Origin of the sequence: Glaciihabitans arcticus (assembly GCF_004310685.1) — a bacterium.
GTDB classification, from domain to species: Bacteria; Actinomycetota; Actinomycetes; order Actinomycetales; family Microbacteriaceae; genus Conyzicola; species Conyzicola arctica.
Window position 1 is genome coordinate 2,485,912 of sequence record NZ_SISG01000001.1, and the last position, 13,306, is coordinate 2,499,217.

Annotated in this window: 14 protein-coding genes; 10 read left to right on the top strand and 4 right to left on the bottom strand. The window is 67.4% G+C overall.

The window, feature by feature from the left end; all coding sequences use genetic code 11:
- Positions 1 to 100 precede the first annotated feature (100 nt).
- Together EYE40_RS12045 and EYE40_RS12050 are read left to right on the top strand one after the other, a co-directional pair.
- A complete protein-coding gene (locus EYE40_RS12045) occupies positions 101 to 949 on the top strand; it encodes a DNA-methyltransferase (RefSeq protein ID WP_130982174.1) in 849 nt (282 codons plus the stop codon).
- A gap of 24 nt (positions 950 to 973) precedes the next feature.
- Complete coding sequence (locus EYE40_RS12050) at positions 974 to 1,774, top strand: HAD-IIA family hydrolase (protein ID WP_130982175.1); 801 nt, start codon at positions 974 to 976, stop codon at positions 1,772 to 1,774.
- A 3-nt stretch (positions 1,775 to 1,777) separates the two neighbouring features.
- Here EYE40_RS12050 and EYE40_RS12055 read toward each other — a convergent pair whose 3' ends face one another.
- Entirely contained in the window at positions 1,778 to 2,923 is a 1,146-nt protein-coding gene (locus EYE40_RS12055) for a septum formation family protein (protein WP_130982176.1), read from the bottom strand.
- Positions 2,923 to 3,471: an orotate phosphoribosyltransferase gene (pyrE, locus tag EYE40_RS12060; protein ID WP_193554508.1), complete on the bottom strand. Its 549-nt coding sequence runs from the start codon at positions 3,469 to 3,471 to the stop codon at positions 2,923 to 2,925. The genes EYE40_RS12055 and pyrE overlap by 1 nt, the downstream gene beginning before the upstream one ends.
- A 70-nt stretch (positions 3,472 to 3,541) precedes the next feature.
- On the opposite strand from pyrE, the gene EYE40_RS12065 reads away from it, so the two are divergent.
- Positions 3,542 to 4,378 carry an exodeoxyribonuclease III gene (locus EYE40_RS12065; RefSeq protein ID WP_130982178.1) on the top strand — a complete coding sequence of 279 codons (837 nt, stop codon included), beginning with the start codon at positions 3,542 to 3,544 and terminating at the stop codon, positions 4,376 to 4,378.
- Between the two features lie 4 nt (positions 4,379 to 4,382).
- Here EYE40_RS12065 and EYE40_RS12070 read toward each other — a convergent pair whose 3' ends face one another.
- Positions 4,383 to 5,309 (bottom strand): AEC family transporter, encoded by a 927-nt coding sequence (locus EYE40_RS12070; protein ID WP_130982179.1) that lies wholly within the window; start codon positions 5,307 to 5,309, stop codon positions 4,383 to 4,385.
- A gap of 38 nt (positions 5,310 to 5,347) precedes the next feature.
- On the opposite strand from EYE40_RS12070, the gene EYE40_RS12075 reads away from it, so the two are divergent.
- Both EYE40_RS12075 and EYE40_RS12080 read left to right on the top strand, forming a co-directional pair.
- Positions 5,348 to 6,163, top strand: a complete 816-nt coding sequence (locus tag EYE40_RS12075) for an alpha/beta fold hydrolase (protein ID WP_130982180.1) — start codon at positions 5,348 to 5,350, stop codon at positions 6,161 to 6,163.
- A gap of 124 nt (positions 6,164 to 6,287) precedes the next feature.
- A complete protein-coding gene (locus tag EYE40_RS12080; protein WP_130982181.1) occupies positions 6,288 to 7,655 on the top strand; it encodes a DUF6421 family protein in 1,368 nt (455 codons plus the stop codon).
- Here EYE40_RS12080 and EYE40_RS12085 read toward each other — a convergent pair.
- Positions 7,652 to 8,548: an SDR family oxidoreductase gene (locus EYE40_RS12085; protein ID WP_130982182.1), complete on the bottom strand. Its 897-nt coding sequence runs from the start codon at positions 8,546 to 8,548 to the stop codon at positions 7,652 to 7,654. The genes EYE40_RS12080 and EYE40_RS12085 overlap by 4 nt on opposite strands.
- Before the next feature lie 78 nt (positions 8,549 to 8,626).
- Between EYE40_RS12085 and EYE40_RS12090 the strand changes: the two genes are divergently transcribed.
- From EYE40_RS12090 to EYE40_RS12110, 5 genes are all read left to right on the top strand, one after another.
- Positions 8,627 to 9,187 (top strand): TetR/AcrR family transcriptional regulator, encoded by a 561-nt coding sequence (locus EYE40_RS12090; RefSeq protein WP_130982183.1) that lies wholly within the window; start codon positions 8,627 to 8,629, stop codon positions 9,185 to 9,187.
- Positions 9,188 to 9,247: 60 nt separating this feature from the next.
- Complete coding sequence (locus EYE40_RS12095; protein ID WP_130982184.1) at positions 9,248 to 10,522, top strand: sensor histidine kinase; 1,275 nt, start codon at positions 9,248 to 9,250, stop codon at positions 10,520 to 10,522.
- The gene (locus EYE40_RS12100) at positions 10,519 to 11,205 is read left to right on the top strand and encodes a response regulator (protein ID WP_130982185.1); all 687 of its coding nucleotides are present in this window, start codon (positions 10,519 to 10,521) and stop codon (positions 11,203 to 11,205) included. Before EYE40_RS12095 ends, EYE40_RS12100 begins: the two co-directional genes overlap by 4 nt.
- A gap of 70 nt (positions 11,206 to 11,275) precedes the next feature.
- The gene (locus EYE40_RS12105; protein ID WP_130982186.1) at positions 11,276 to 12,160 is read left to right on the top strand and encodes an ABC transporter ATP-binding protein; all 885 of its coding nucleotides are present in this window, start codon (positions 11,276 to 11,278) and stop codon (positions 12,158 to 12,160) included.
- Positions 12,157 to 13,251 (top strand): ABC transporter permease, encoded by a 1,095-nt coding sequence (locus EYE40_RS12110; protein WP_338029030.1) that lies wholly within the window; start codon positions 12,157 to 12,159, stop codon positions 13,249 to 13,251. Before EYE40_RS12105 ends, EYE40_RS12110 begins: the two co-directional genes overlap by 4 nt.
- Positions 13,252 to 13,306 lie beyond the last annotated feature (55 nt).

Below are 13,306 nucleotides of genomic sequence, written 5' to 3' on the forward strand. Positions count from 1 at the left end.
CAACCATACGTGAAGGTTTTACATTCACCAGTCCCCCGTCGGGGTGGCTCATAACGATTGTGAGTTATTCACGATTGGCGGGTCCTGTTAAGGTCGTGGAGTGACTGCGACGTGGACCCCCGACGGCCCGAACCTCGTCGTCGAGGGCGACAATCTCGCCGTGATCCGCGCTCTTCCCGACGAGTCGTTCCGCCTGATCTACATCGATCCGCCGTTCAACACCGGCCGGGTGCAGTCCCGCCAGCAGCTGACCACAGTGCGCAACGTCGAAGGCACCCGCCAGGGCTTCAAGGGCAACAACTACGACACGATCAAGGGGCTGCTCTACTCCTACGACGACGCGTTCGCCGACTATTGGGAGTTCCTCGAACCCCGGCTCGAGGAGGCGTGGCGTCTCCTCCACGACGAGGGCACCCTCTACCTGCATCTCGACTTCCGCGAAGTGCACTACGCGAAAGTGGTTCTGGATGCGCTCTTCGGCCGCGAGTGCTTCCTGAACGAGATCATCTGGGCGTACGACTACGGCGCCCGTGCCACGAAGAAGTGGCCGGCCAAGCACGACACGATCCTCGTCTACGTCAAGAACCCGCAGTCGTACTACTTCAACAACGAGGAGGTCGACCGCGAGCCCTACATGGCTCCGGGCCTGGTCACCCCGGAGAAGGTGGCACGCGGCAAACTCCCCACGGACGTGTGGTGGCACACGATCGTCTCGCCCACGGGCAAGGAGAAGACGGGGTATGCGACACAGAAGCCGGAGGGGATCCTGCGCCGGGTCATCCAGGCCTCGAGCAAACGTGGTGACTGGGTGCTCGACTTCTTCGCGGGCAGCGGCACGACCGGCTCAGTGGCCGCGCAGCTCGACCGTCGATTCCTGCTGGTCGAGCAGAACCCCGCCGCGATCGAGATCATGCGCGCGCGGCTCCGCGACGACACAACATTCTCGTAACACGCGCTCGCTACGATGGGCCTCATGGGAAACCGTGGCGATATCGAGTGCTGGCTGACCGACATGGATGGCGTGCTGGTGCACGAGAACCATCCGGTGCCCGGGGCCGCCGCCCTGCTGCAGCAGTGGCGCGATGAGGGCAAGCCCTACCTGGTGCTGACGAACAACTCGATCTTCACACCGCGCGACCTGAGCGCCCGCCTCAAGGCTTCCGGGCTCGACGTGCCCGAGGACCGCATCTGGACCTCCGCCCTCGCGACCGCCGACTTCCTCGCCTCGCAGATGCCCGGCGGATCCGCCTTCGTGATCGGCGAGGCCGGCATCACGACCGCGCTGCACGAGGCCGGCTTCATCATGACCGAGACCAACCCCGACTACGTGGTGATCGGCGAGACCCGCAACTACTCGTTCGAGGCGATCACCAAGGCCATCCGCCTGATCGGAAGCGGCTCACGCTTCATCGTCACCAACCCCGACGCGACCGGTCCGAGCGCCGAGGGACCGATGCCTGCGACGGGCGCGGTCGCCGCCCTCATCTCGAAGGCGACCGGCAAGGAGCCCTACGTCGTCGGCAAGCCCAACCCGATGATGTTCCGCTCGGCGATGAACAAGATCGGCGCGCACAGCGAGAACACCGGCATGATCGGCGACCGCATGGACACCGACATCATCGCCGGTATCGAGGCCGGGCTGCACACGATCCTCGTGCTCACCGGCATCAGCGACCAGGCCGAGATCAACCGGTACCCGTTCCGTCCCGACGAGATCCTGAACAGCGTTGCCGACCTCGTCAATGCCGAGCCGGTCGAATCCGACGCCGAATAATCGTTACGGTTCGGGCTCCGGCACCACCGGTACAACCGGTGTCGGCCGGTCCGGCATCGCAACGCTCGAGGTGAGCGGTTCACCTGTCGAGCGACTGACGAAGCAGAAGTAGTTGCGGTCCCCGTCGATCCAGCTCTGCTCGTCGGCCGCGTAGCTCGCCGAGACCTGGATATCGGAATAGGCCTTCGCGGCCGTGTAGTCCACGTTCGTCGCGTTCGAGCACAGCTGGCCCATGCGGGACTGCAACTCTTCGAGGCCGGGATACGCGTCGAGGATCGAGTCCTCAAAGACGCCGGTCGCCACGAGCTGTGCCGTGTGCGGCCCCGAGCAGTCGACGACGGTGAACTCCTTGTCCCACGGCGACACGTACGGCTCGACGCACTCGGTGCCGAGCAGGTCACTCCACGCGTGCACCCCGGCGGGCAGCGGTCCGAGGCTCTCCGGTGCAAGCGTCGGTGCTGAGGATGGCACGGCCGGGGCTTCGGGAGCCGCCGCGAACTGCGGCGCAAGCCTGACGCCCCCGAGGAACACGGCGACCAGCGCGAGGGCGGCGACGAGCCCGCCGGCCGCCCAGAGCAGGTTGCGCTGCAGGCGCGGCATCGGCTCGGCCGGCAGCAGTGTGGGCGGCGGCGCGACGAGCGCTCCCGGCGCGGCTGCGGGCTCCACCGCCTTGCCCGGGAAGGGGATGCCCTCGAGAACGACGATCGCGTCCTCGTACTCCTGGAATGAACCCTCGCCGAACAGGTCCTCGATCGCGTCGGTGTTCTCTCCGGGTACCGATTCGCCGACGGGTGCGTCGAGGCCGATCGGCTGGGCGGCGAGCGCGTTCGACGTACCTCCGAGCGACTCGTCGACGGGCGGCGGCTCCCACGGTGCGGGTTGGTGGTAGGGGAACGGATCGGTGGGCGGGCCTTCCCATTCCTGCGCGGGCATGGCCTCCGTGGCGGGTCCGTCCCACTCCTGCGAGGCCATGGCCTCAGTCGGCAGCCCTTCCGGCGCGGGGCTTGTCGGCTCCTCTATGGTGACGGCGGCGAAGTAGCCCTGGTCGATCGGTTCGGGAGCGACGGGTGGGGTCGGCGGCGTCTCCTCGTCCTCCGGCTTACCGCCGGGGGTCAGCCCCCACGGAAAAGGGTTGTCGCCCTCTGCCACTACGCGAGTCCCAGTTCCTCGAGTCCGATGGCTGCGTAGTAGGGATAGCCGGCAGCCTCGATGACCTCACGGGCTCCGGTCGCGCGGTCGACGACCACGGCGACGCCGGCGATGATCGCGCCGACCTTGAGCAGTGCCTCGACGGCCTTGAGCGGGGATCCGCCGGTGGTCGAAGTGTCCTCGAGCACCACAACGCGCTTGCCCTCAAGATCGGGGCCCTCGACCTGGCGGCCACGACCGTGGTCCTTCGGCTCCTTGCGCACGACGAACGAGTCGTACGTCTTACCCAGGGCCACGCCCTGGTGCATCACCGCGGAGGCGATGGGGTCGGCACCCATGGTGAGTCCGCCGACCGCAGCGACATCCTCAATCTGATCGATCAGATCGACCATGACCTGCCCGATGAGCGGGGCGACGCGGTGGTCGAGGCTCACGCGGCGCATGTCGACGTAGTAGGTCGCCTTCTTGCCGCTGGTGAGGGTGAAGTCTCCGTGGAACACGGCATCGGCCTTGATGTATTCGATGAGCTGCTGCTTGGCGTCGGTCACGCCTCCCAGCCTACCGAGAGTGCGGGTGACCGGGACCCCGGGCGTCGGGGCGGGCCGGTAGCGTTGTGCCATGCGCGTAGCCACCTACAACATCAACTCGATCCGCAGCCGGCACGCTCGTGCCATCGACTGGATGGTGCGCGAGGAGATCGACGTCGTCGCCTTCCAGGAGACCAAGTGCAAGCCCGAGCAGTTTCCGGTCGAGGCCTTTGAGGAGGCCGGCTACGAGATCGTCTCGCACGGCCTCAGCCAGTGGAACGGTGTCGCCTTCGCGTCGCGCCTGCCGATGAGCGATGTCGAGATCAACTTCCCGGGCCAGCCCGGATTCCTCAAGGGCGCTGAAGGCCCCGACCAGCCGCAGGAGGCCCGCGCCATCGGCGTGACCGTCGACGGCGTACGCCTCTGGAGCCTCTACGTTCCGAACGGCCGTGCGCTCGGAGACCCGCACCTCGCCTACAAGCTCGACTGGCTCGAGAAGCTGCGCACCGCGACGAGCGAGTGGATGACGCAGAACCCGGGGCTCCCGATCGCGCTGATGGGTGACTTCAACATCATCCCGACCGATGAAGACAACGGCGACCCGACCATCATCGTCGGGGAGTCGACTCACGTCTCACCCGAAGAGCGCGCGTCCTTCGCCGCCTTCGCCGACATCGGGCTGATGGACACGGTGCGACCGCTCGTCCCGACCGGGTACACCTACTGGGACTACAAGCAGCTGCGCTTCCCGCGCAACGAGGGTGTGCGCATCGACTTCATCCTCGGCAACCAGGAGTTCGCCGACCTCGTCACGGCAGCCGGCATCCACCGCGAGGAGCGCAAGGGCGACGGTCCGAGCGACCACGTTCCCGTCGTCGTCGACCTCGAGATCGCGGGCGATGACGACGACCGCCCGATGTTCCTCTAAAGGGTCACACGGCGAGCAAGGCGGCGACACCGACGAGGATCGGCACCGCACCCACCGTGGTGAGCAGGATGACGTCCCTCGACACCACCTGCCCGTGGTTGTAGCGCTGCGCGTAGACGAAGATGTTCTGCGCCGTGGGCAGCGCCGCCAGCACGACGACGACGAACAGCTGTTCGCCGTCCATCCCGAACACAAAGCGCCCGAAGAGCCAGGCGATCAGGGGCATTACGGCCAGCTTGATCGCGGTCGCCAGCAGCACGTCGCGGCGGTCGCTGCCGGGCGCGAGAGGGCGCTGGCCGTGCAGCGACATTCCGAAGTTGATGAGCACGAGGGGTACAGCCGCAGCTCCGACGATGCGGAACGGCTCCATGATCTCGGCCGGGATCTCGAGCTGGGCGATCGCCACGAGGGCGCCGAGGGCCGACCCGATGATGAGCGGGTTCGTGAAGGGCTTGAGCAGGATGCGCCAGATCGGTCCGCCCCGACCGTTGGTCGAGACATCCAGGACCGTCAGGGCGATCGGGGCCAGCACCAGCAGCTGGAAGAGGATGACCGGCGCCGACCAGGCGGGATCGCCGAGCACGTAGACCGCGACGGGGATGCCGATGTTGTTGGCGTTGACGTAGCCGGCTGAGAGCGCGCCGATGACGGCCTCCGGCAGGCTGCGCCTGAACACGAGCAGCGCGATGCCGAGGAACAGCAGGCAGGCGAGGACCGCCGCGATGCTCGAGACGGCGAGCATCGACGAGAACAGCACGTGCACGTCGGAGTCGGCCAGCACCGTGAACAGCAGGCACGGCGAGAGGACGAAGAAGGTGAACCGGCTGATCACGTGCGGAGCCGTGTCGCCGAGCACACCGGAGCGGCCGGTCAGATAGCCGATCAAGATGACGGTCCCGATGATGGCGAACCCGATCAGAACCCCCTGCATCCTTCAATCCTGCCCCACCCCGCGGGTAGCGTTGTCCTATGCCCTACCTCGAACTCTCCGGCGCCCGCCTGTACTACGAGACGGCGGGAACCCCCGGCAGCCCGGCGCTGCTACTGATTCACGCAGGCATCGCGAACCTGCGCATGTGGGACCCGCAGGTCGAGGCGCTCGCCGCCGGCCACCACGTCATCCGCTTCGATACTCGCGGCTACGGACTCACCGAGTCGCAGGATGTGCTGTTCTCCAACCGCGCCGACGCGATCGCCCTGCTCGACGAGCTCGGTGTTTCACGTGCAACGTTGATCGGCTGCTCGCGCGGCGGATCGATCGCCATCGACACGGCGCTCGAGTTCCCGACGCGCGTGGCGGGACTCGTCACCATCGGCTCGGGGCCGAGCGGCCACCCCGCCGTCGACCTGACCGACCGCGAGGAGGAGCTGTTCACGGCCCTCGACGAGGTCGAGGAATCCGGAGACTGGGAGAAGCTGCTGCGCCTCGAAGCCGAGCTCTGGGACTTCGGGCCGCTGCGCGAGGCTGAGGATCTCGCGCCGACCTTTGTTCTCAAGGCCTACGAGCTGAACCTCGCCAACCTCCCGCGCACGGGCGAGGCGCCCATGCCGATCCCCCTCGACCCGCCAGCGTACGGTCGCGTCGATGCGATCGCCGTGCCGACGCTGGTCATCGTCGGCGACCACGACATCACCCCCGCGATCGTGCAGTACGAGTACCTGCTGTCGTCGATTCCGGATGCCGCGGGCATCCGTTACCCCGATGCAGCTCATATCCCGAGCGTCGAGCACCCGGAGCGCGTCGAGTGGGATCTCCTGCACTGGCTGGAGCTGCACAACCTCTGATCCGGCACGGATCGCCACCGGTCGCGCATTCGCGCAACTTTCCCGCGTGAGCTGCAACCAAACGCCACGATTCGCCGAATAGCCTTGGGGGGACGCCCAATTTCAGCCGGATCGGAGGTTAGCCATGTCCAACGCCACTACAACAGCAGAAGCGATTGTCGGAGAACCCGAGGTCGTCGAGGACGCAGCATGGCTCGCGCTCAAGGCCGCCGCAACGGCCCTGCAGGCTTCCCAAATGCAGGACGGATCGATCCCCGACGATACGACTCACGCTGAGAACCGAGGGCACGTCGAGACGATCACGCGATCGATCCTGCATTTGGCACAATACTTCCCGCACGACGAGGCGTACCTGAACGCCCTCGTTGTGGACTTCGACCGCTGGGTCGCCGAGGGCTTCGGGGTTCCCGACTTCCTGGACTCGTTGAACGCCTTCCAGCCGCAGCTCGATCGTGTCGACGGACTGCAGCACCTCGTCGTGTTCCCGATGAACACCCAGAACGGCAGCACCTCGAAGCTCGTCGAGGCCGTGCTGATCGAGGTCATCTGGCCCGAGTTCGTCGACGCGCTCGAGCAGGGCGCGTACTCGAACGCGCTGTTCGTGCCGATCCGCTTCCTCGACTTCACCGCCGGCTACGACACCAACTCGGCGGTGCTGTTCCCGGAGACCGTGGCGATGCGCAGCGTCCCCACCTTCACCTGGGGCGCGATCTTCGCCGACCGCGAGGCCGCGCGCTTCCGCGCCGTGCTGCGCGCCGCCGCCGACATCACGAAGCTCGAACTTCCGGATGACGCGGCTCGCCTCCTCGACGACCAGAAGCTGGCCGAAGAGACCTTCGTGATGTGGGACCTCATCCACGACCGCACCCACATGCGCGGCGACCTGCCGTTCGACCCCTTTATGATCAAGCAGCGGATGCCGTTCTTCCTCTACTCGCTCGAGGAGCTGCGCTGCGACCTGACGGCGTTCCGCGAGTCGGTTCGCCTCGAGCGCGCGGAAGGCACCGACCCGGTGACCCGCGAGCACGCGAAGCTCGTGCAGTACGCGGTGATCTTCGACCGTATCTTCCGCTTTGCGATCACCGGCAGCCGGGTGCGCAATTACGACGGCCTCGGTGGACAGCTGCTGTTCGCGTGGATGCACCAGCATCACGTGCTGCACTGGACCGACACCCGCCTCACGATCGACTGGCCGAACGTCGCCGATGTGGTCGTCGCCCTCGGCACCGAGATCGAGGAGCTGTACTGGCGTTCGATCGACCGCCCCAAGATGGCGCACTGGCTGGCGGCCTATGCGATGGTCACGAAGACCGTGACGCCGCATCCCGCATCGAAGTGGGCGCGCGGGCTGCCCGACGAGATCCTGGCCGGACCGCCCAAGGGGCTGACCGACCAGGTGCTGGATGACGAGTTCCCGCTCTCGATGTTCTACGAAGCCCTCTCGAAGAAGATGGCCACGGTGATCGAGTCGACTGAGGGTATTACGGCCTAGGGCGTGTAATACCCGCTCGCGATGTCGGCGAGCAGCCCCGGCGCGACCGGCTCCCAGCCGAGGCGCTCCCGCGTCAGCAGGCTCGACGCTGGGGTGTCGAGGGCGAAGAAACGTCCCACCCAGCCGAAGCGTTCGCCTGCTGCGTCGGGATGAATCGACTCGACCGGAAGCCCGAGCGCCGAGCCGACGGCTTCCGCCACGTCCTTCGTCGCGATCCCCTCTTCGGCCACGACATGCACGACGGATCCGGGCGTTGCCCCCTCGAGCGCAAGCGCGACGAGTTCGGCGGCATCGGCGCGGTTCACGGCCGGCCAGCGGTTGGCGCCGTCGCCGATGTAGGCGGACTGTCCCGACCGCACCGCAGCCTGGGCGATCGTCGCGATAAACCCGTGGTCGCCACCGGGGCCGTGCACGGTCGGGGCGAATCGCAGCGCAACGGAGCGCACCCCGCGGTCGGCGAATGACAGCGCGAGGTTCTCGCCGCCCCCGCGCATGGAGTCGGGTCCTTCACTCGGGTTGCGGTCGTTCTCGGTGGTGATTCGTCCGGGAGTCAGCCCCGCGGCGCCCGATGCCAGCAGCAGGGGACGGTCGGATCCCGCGAGCACGTCGCCGAAGGCCTCCAGCACGGCGCGGTCGGTGCGACCCGACGCGGCCATGTCGCTGTAGTCGTGCTTGAACCCGAGGTGCACCACGCCGTCGGAGGCGGCCGCGCCGGTGCGCAGGCTGTCCAGGTCGTCGAGGCTTCCGGCGTGCGGGGTGATTCCGGCGGCGGTCAGCGCGGCCGCCGACTGCTCGGATCGCGCGAGCCCGGTCACTTCGTGGCCCCGCTCGATGAGGGCCGCCGCGGTTGCCGAGCCGATCCAGCCCGATGCCCCGGTCATAAAGATTCTCATGGTGTTACTCCTTCAATGTCAGTGACTGACATCACCATAGCACGTCATGTCAGTTCCTGTCATCAGTAGGATGGACGCATGGCACGCTGGGAACCGGACGCACGAGCGCGACTCGCCAATGCCGCGCTCGACCTGTATCTCGAGCGGGGCTTCGAGCCGACGACGGTCACCGACATCGCGCAGCGCGCGGGAGTGACCGAGCGCACGTTCTTCCGCCACTTCGCCGACAAGCGCGAGGTGCTGTTCGACGGCACCAATGCTTTGCAGGAGGGTGTGCTCGAAGCGATCGCCAGTGCGACGGAGGGCACAGCTTTCGATATCGCGGGGAGCGCACTCGTGCTGGGCAGCGCGTTCCTCGAGGAGCGCGGCGAGTTCGCGGGTCGTCGCACGCGGGCGATCCTGGCCAATCCTGAGCTGCACGAACGCGAGCTGCTCAAGCTCGCCCGTCTTTCGAGCGCCATCGCCGGCGCCCTGCAAGCCCGAGGAACGCCCGCGATGAGTGCGCGCCTTGCGGCCGAGGCAGCGGTCGCGGCGTTCAGCGCGGGATTCGAGCGCTGGTCTAGTGGCGTGAAGTCTCCCGCGCTCGCGGAGTGCATCGAGGCGGCCCTGGCGGAGATGCGCGAGATCGTCGGCGGGTAGCGGGCCGCTTCCCCCGCGCGAGGGAGGCCGGCGCCGCGTTCGCTCGATAGCGTTGAACCCATGACCATCGAGTGGACGCGGCCCCGACCGACCCCGACGGCGTACCGACGCGACGTCATCGGCGCCGCACTTCTGGGCGTGGGCGCCGCGGTGTCGGCCCTGCTCTACCAGCGGCTCGGCATGTACGAGGATCCCGCACCGATCTGGCTCACCGTCGTGGCTCTCGCAACTCTCACCCTGCCTCTCGCTGCACGACGACGATTCCCGGTGACCGTCGCGTTTGTGGTGACCGCCGGCTTCTTTGTCGGACAGCAGTTCGCCGTGCCCGAGTTCCTCATCACCAACATCGCCCTGTTCGTGGCGATCTACTCGATCGGTGCGTGGACCAGCAACCGCCGCGTGGCCTTCTTCGTGCGCACCGGCATCATCGTCGGCATGTTCATCTGGGTCTTCGTGAGCCTCGTGGTCACCGCGAGCGATCCCGACCTGCTGCCCGGCTTCTCCCGCTCCGGCGTCTTCTCGCAGCTCGCCTCGTGGTCGATCATCAATGTGCTGACCAACGTGCTCTACTTCGGCGGCGCCTACTACTTCGGCAACTCCGCCTTCGCCGCCGCCCGCAGCCGTGCGGAACTCGAGGCCCGCACCCTCGAACTCGCCGCCGAGCGGGAGCACTCGGCCGATCAGGCCGTCACCCTCGACCGTGTGCGCATCGCCCGCGAACTGCACGATGTCGTCGCGCATCACGTGTCCCTCATGGGAGTGCAGGCGGGTGCCGCGCGGCGCGTGCTGTCGACGGATCCGGAGCAGGCCGCGGCATCCCTCGCCACCATCGAGCAGAGTGCGCGCAGCGCGGTCGACGAGTTGCACCGCATGCTTGCCACCCTGCGTGATCCCGGCGAGATTCGGGATGACGATGCCGCAAGCACCAGCTCCTCCACTCGCGGCGTCGACCAGCTGCCCGAACTCGTCGCCGAGACGTCGGCGGCCGGCGTACCCGCCACGCTCACGATCGTCGGCGAGGTCGCACCGGTCTCCTCGGTGGTCGGCTTCACCCTGTACCGCATCGCGCAGGAGGCTCTCACGAATACGCGCAAGCACGGCGGTGCCTCCACGTCGGTCGACGTGCGGCTGCGCTACCTCGACGACGCCGTCGAGGTGGAGGTGTCCGATACCGGGGTCGGCCGAAAGCTCATCCCGACCGGCATCGGTCACGGCCAGCGCGGCATGCTCGAGCGCGTCGCTGCGGTCGGGGGCACCCTGCAGTTCGGGCCGAGACCGCGCGGCGGCTACCTCGTGCGCGCGAACATCCCGCTCGCGGGAACGGTGACGACGTGACCCGCGTCCTACTGGTCGACGACCAGGAACTCGTGCGCGCCGGCTTCCGCATCATCCTGCAGAGCGAGCCCGGCCTCGAGGTCGTCGGCGAGGCGGCCGACGGGGCGAGCGCCATCCGTCTCGCTGGCGAGCTGCAGCCCGACGTCATCTGCATGGACGTCCAGATGCCCGGCATGGACGGCCTGCAGGCGACCCGGGCCATCGTCGGCGACAGCTCGATCGCGGCCCGCATCCTGATTCTGACGACCTTCGATCGCGACGATTACCTGTTCGAGGCGCTGGCCGCCGGGGCGAGCGGGTTCCTGCTCAAGACCGCGAGCCCCGAAGACCTGGTCGCGGCGGTCGAGGTGCTGGCCCGCGGCGACGCGCTGCTCTCGCCGGCCGTCACGCGCCGGGTCATCGAGCAGTTCAGTCCGGACACCGTGCGGGATATCCCTGCCGCCCGCTCCACCCTGCCCGACCTGACCGAACGGGAGACCGAGGTGCTCGCGCTGCTCGCCCGCGGTCTGTCCAACACCGAGATCGCCGGCACCCTGTTCGTCGGCGAGGCGACGGTCAAGACGCACGTCTCCAACCTGCTCGCCAAGCTCGGCGTGCGCGACCGGATCCAGGCCGTGGTCTTCGCCTACGAGAACGGATTCGCCGTGCGCGGCGGGGGCACTCCGCCTTCCGGGGGAGCCTGATAAACCGTCGCCCGGGGGAGGCCTACGCAAGAAGGTCTCCGTAGCGTGGAACCAGACACCAGGAGGTTCCATGCTCGAGATCCAGGCAGTATCGAGGTCGTTCGGCGACCGGAAGGTGCTCGACGACGTGTCGTTCGCCGTTCGGGGCGGGCGCATGACCGGGTTCGTCGGCGGCAACGGCGCCGGCAAAACGACGACCATGCGCGTGATCCTGGGGGTGCTGCAGCCCGATACGGGTTCGGTCAGCCTCGACGGTTCGCCCATCACCGCGGCGGATCGCACGCGCATCGGCTACATGCCGGAGGAGCGCGGCCTCTACCCGAAGATGAAGGTGCACGAACAGATCGTCTACCTCGGGCGGCTGCACGGGATGTCGACAGCGCTGGCCCGCGAAAGCGCATCAGCCCTGCTCGAGCGCCTCGGCCTCGGCGAGCGCCTGAACGACACCGTCGAGAGCCTCTCTCTCGGAAACCAGCAGCGCGCGCAGATCGCTGCGGCCCTCGTGCACAATCCCGAGGTGCTTGTACTCGACGAGCCGTTCTCCGGACTCGACCCGATCGCGGTCGAGACAGTCTCCTCGGTCATCAAGGACTACGCCGCGAACGGTGCCCCCGTGCTGTTCTCCTCGCACCAGCTCGACATCGTCGAGCGGCTCTGCGACGACCTCGTGGTCATCGCCGGCGGCCAGATCCGGGCGAGCGGATCCCGCGAGGGTCTGCGCGAGCAGCACTCCACCCCGCGCTTCGAACTGCAGCTCGATGGCGACGCGGGCTGGATCCGTACCGAGCCGGGTGTGACGGTGGTCGAGTTCGACGGGGGCTACGCGCTCTTCGACGTCGATGATCCGACGACCGCCCAACGCGTGCTGCAGCGGGCGATCGCTACCGCGCCCGTGCTGCACTTCTCCCCCGTCACCCCCACGCTGTCCCAGATCTTCAAGGAGGTCATCCAGTGACCGGCTACACCTCACCCAGCTTCGGCGCCGGCACCTGGCTCGTCGCTGAACGCGAGATCATGACCAAGCTGCGCAGCAAGTCGTTCGTGATCTCAACGGCGATCACGCTCATCGTCATCCTCGCCTCCGTCGTCATCGGCAGCCTCGTCAGTGCCAACCCGACGCTACCCAAGGTGGCCGCCGTCGGCTCGGCCGTCTCGCTCGTCGAGAAGACCGAGGCCTTCGAGGTGACAGAGGTAGCGAACCGCGAGGAGGCCGAGGCGCTCGTGAGGTCCGAGGACGTCGAGGCGGCCATCCTCCCGGACGACTCGGCCACCGGCCTGCTCGTGATCGGGCTCGATGACGCGCCGAGCGGGGTTCTCGCGGCGCTCAGCGTCTCGCCGACGGTGGACATCCTCGAACCGGACAGCCAGAACAAGGGGCTCATCTACCTCGTGGCGTTCGGCTTCGGCATCGTCTTCTTCATGTCGGCGATCACCTTCGGCATGACTATCGCACAGAGCGTGGTCGAGGAGAAGCAGACCCGCATTGTCGAGATCCTGATGTCGACCGTGCCCGTTCGGGTGCTGCTCGCCGGCAAGATCCTCGGCAACAGCCTGCTCGCGTTCGGGCAGATCGCGCTCATCGCGCTGCTGTCCGGGGTGGGGCTGCTCGCCACGGGCCAGAACATCCTGCTCGCCGACATCGGACCGTCCCTCATCTGGTTCACGGTGTTCTTCGCGTTCGGCTTTGTGTTGCTCGCCGCCCTGTTCGCAGCGACGGCAGCGCTCGTCTCCCGCCAGGAGGACATGGGCTCGGTCACCACCCCGATCATGATGCTCGTGATGATCCCGTACTTCCTCGTGATCTTCTTCAACGACAACGCGTTCGTGCTGGCGATCATGTCGTATGTGCCCTTCTCCGCACCGGTCGGGATGCCCATGCGGGTGTTCCTCGGAACGGCCGAGTGGTGGGAGCCCTTCGTCTCCCTCGTTGTGCTGCTCGCGTCCACCGCGTTCTTCATCGTCGTCGGATCGCGCATCTACGCGAACGGGCTGCTCAAGATGGGAGCACCGATGAAGCTCAAGGATGCGCTGGTGAAGCGCGGCTGACGCCCTGACGCACAACGGCGGCGGGAGCATCGCTCCCGCCGCCGTTGTGTTTGTA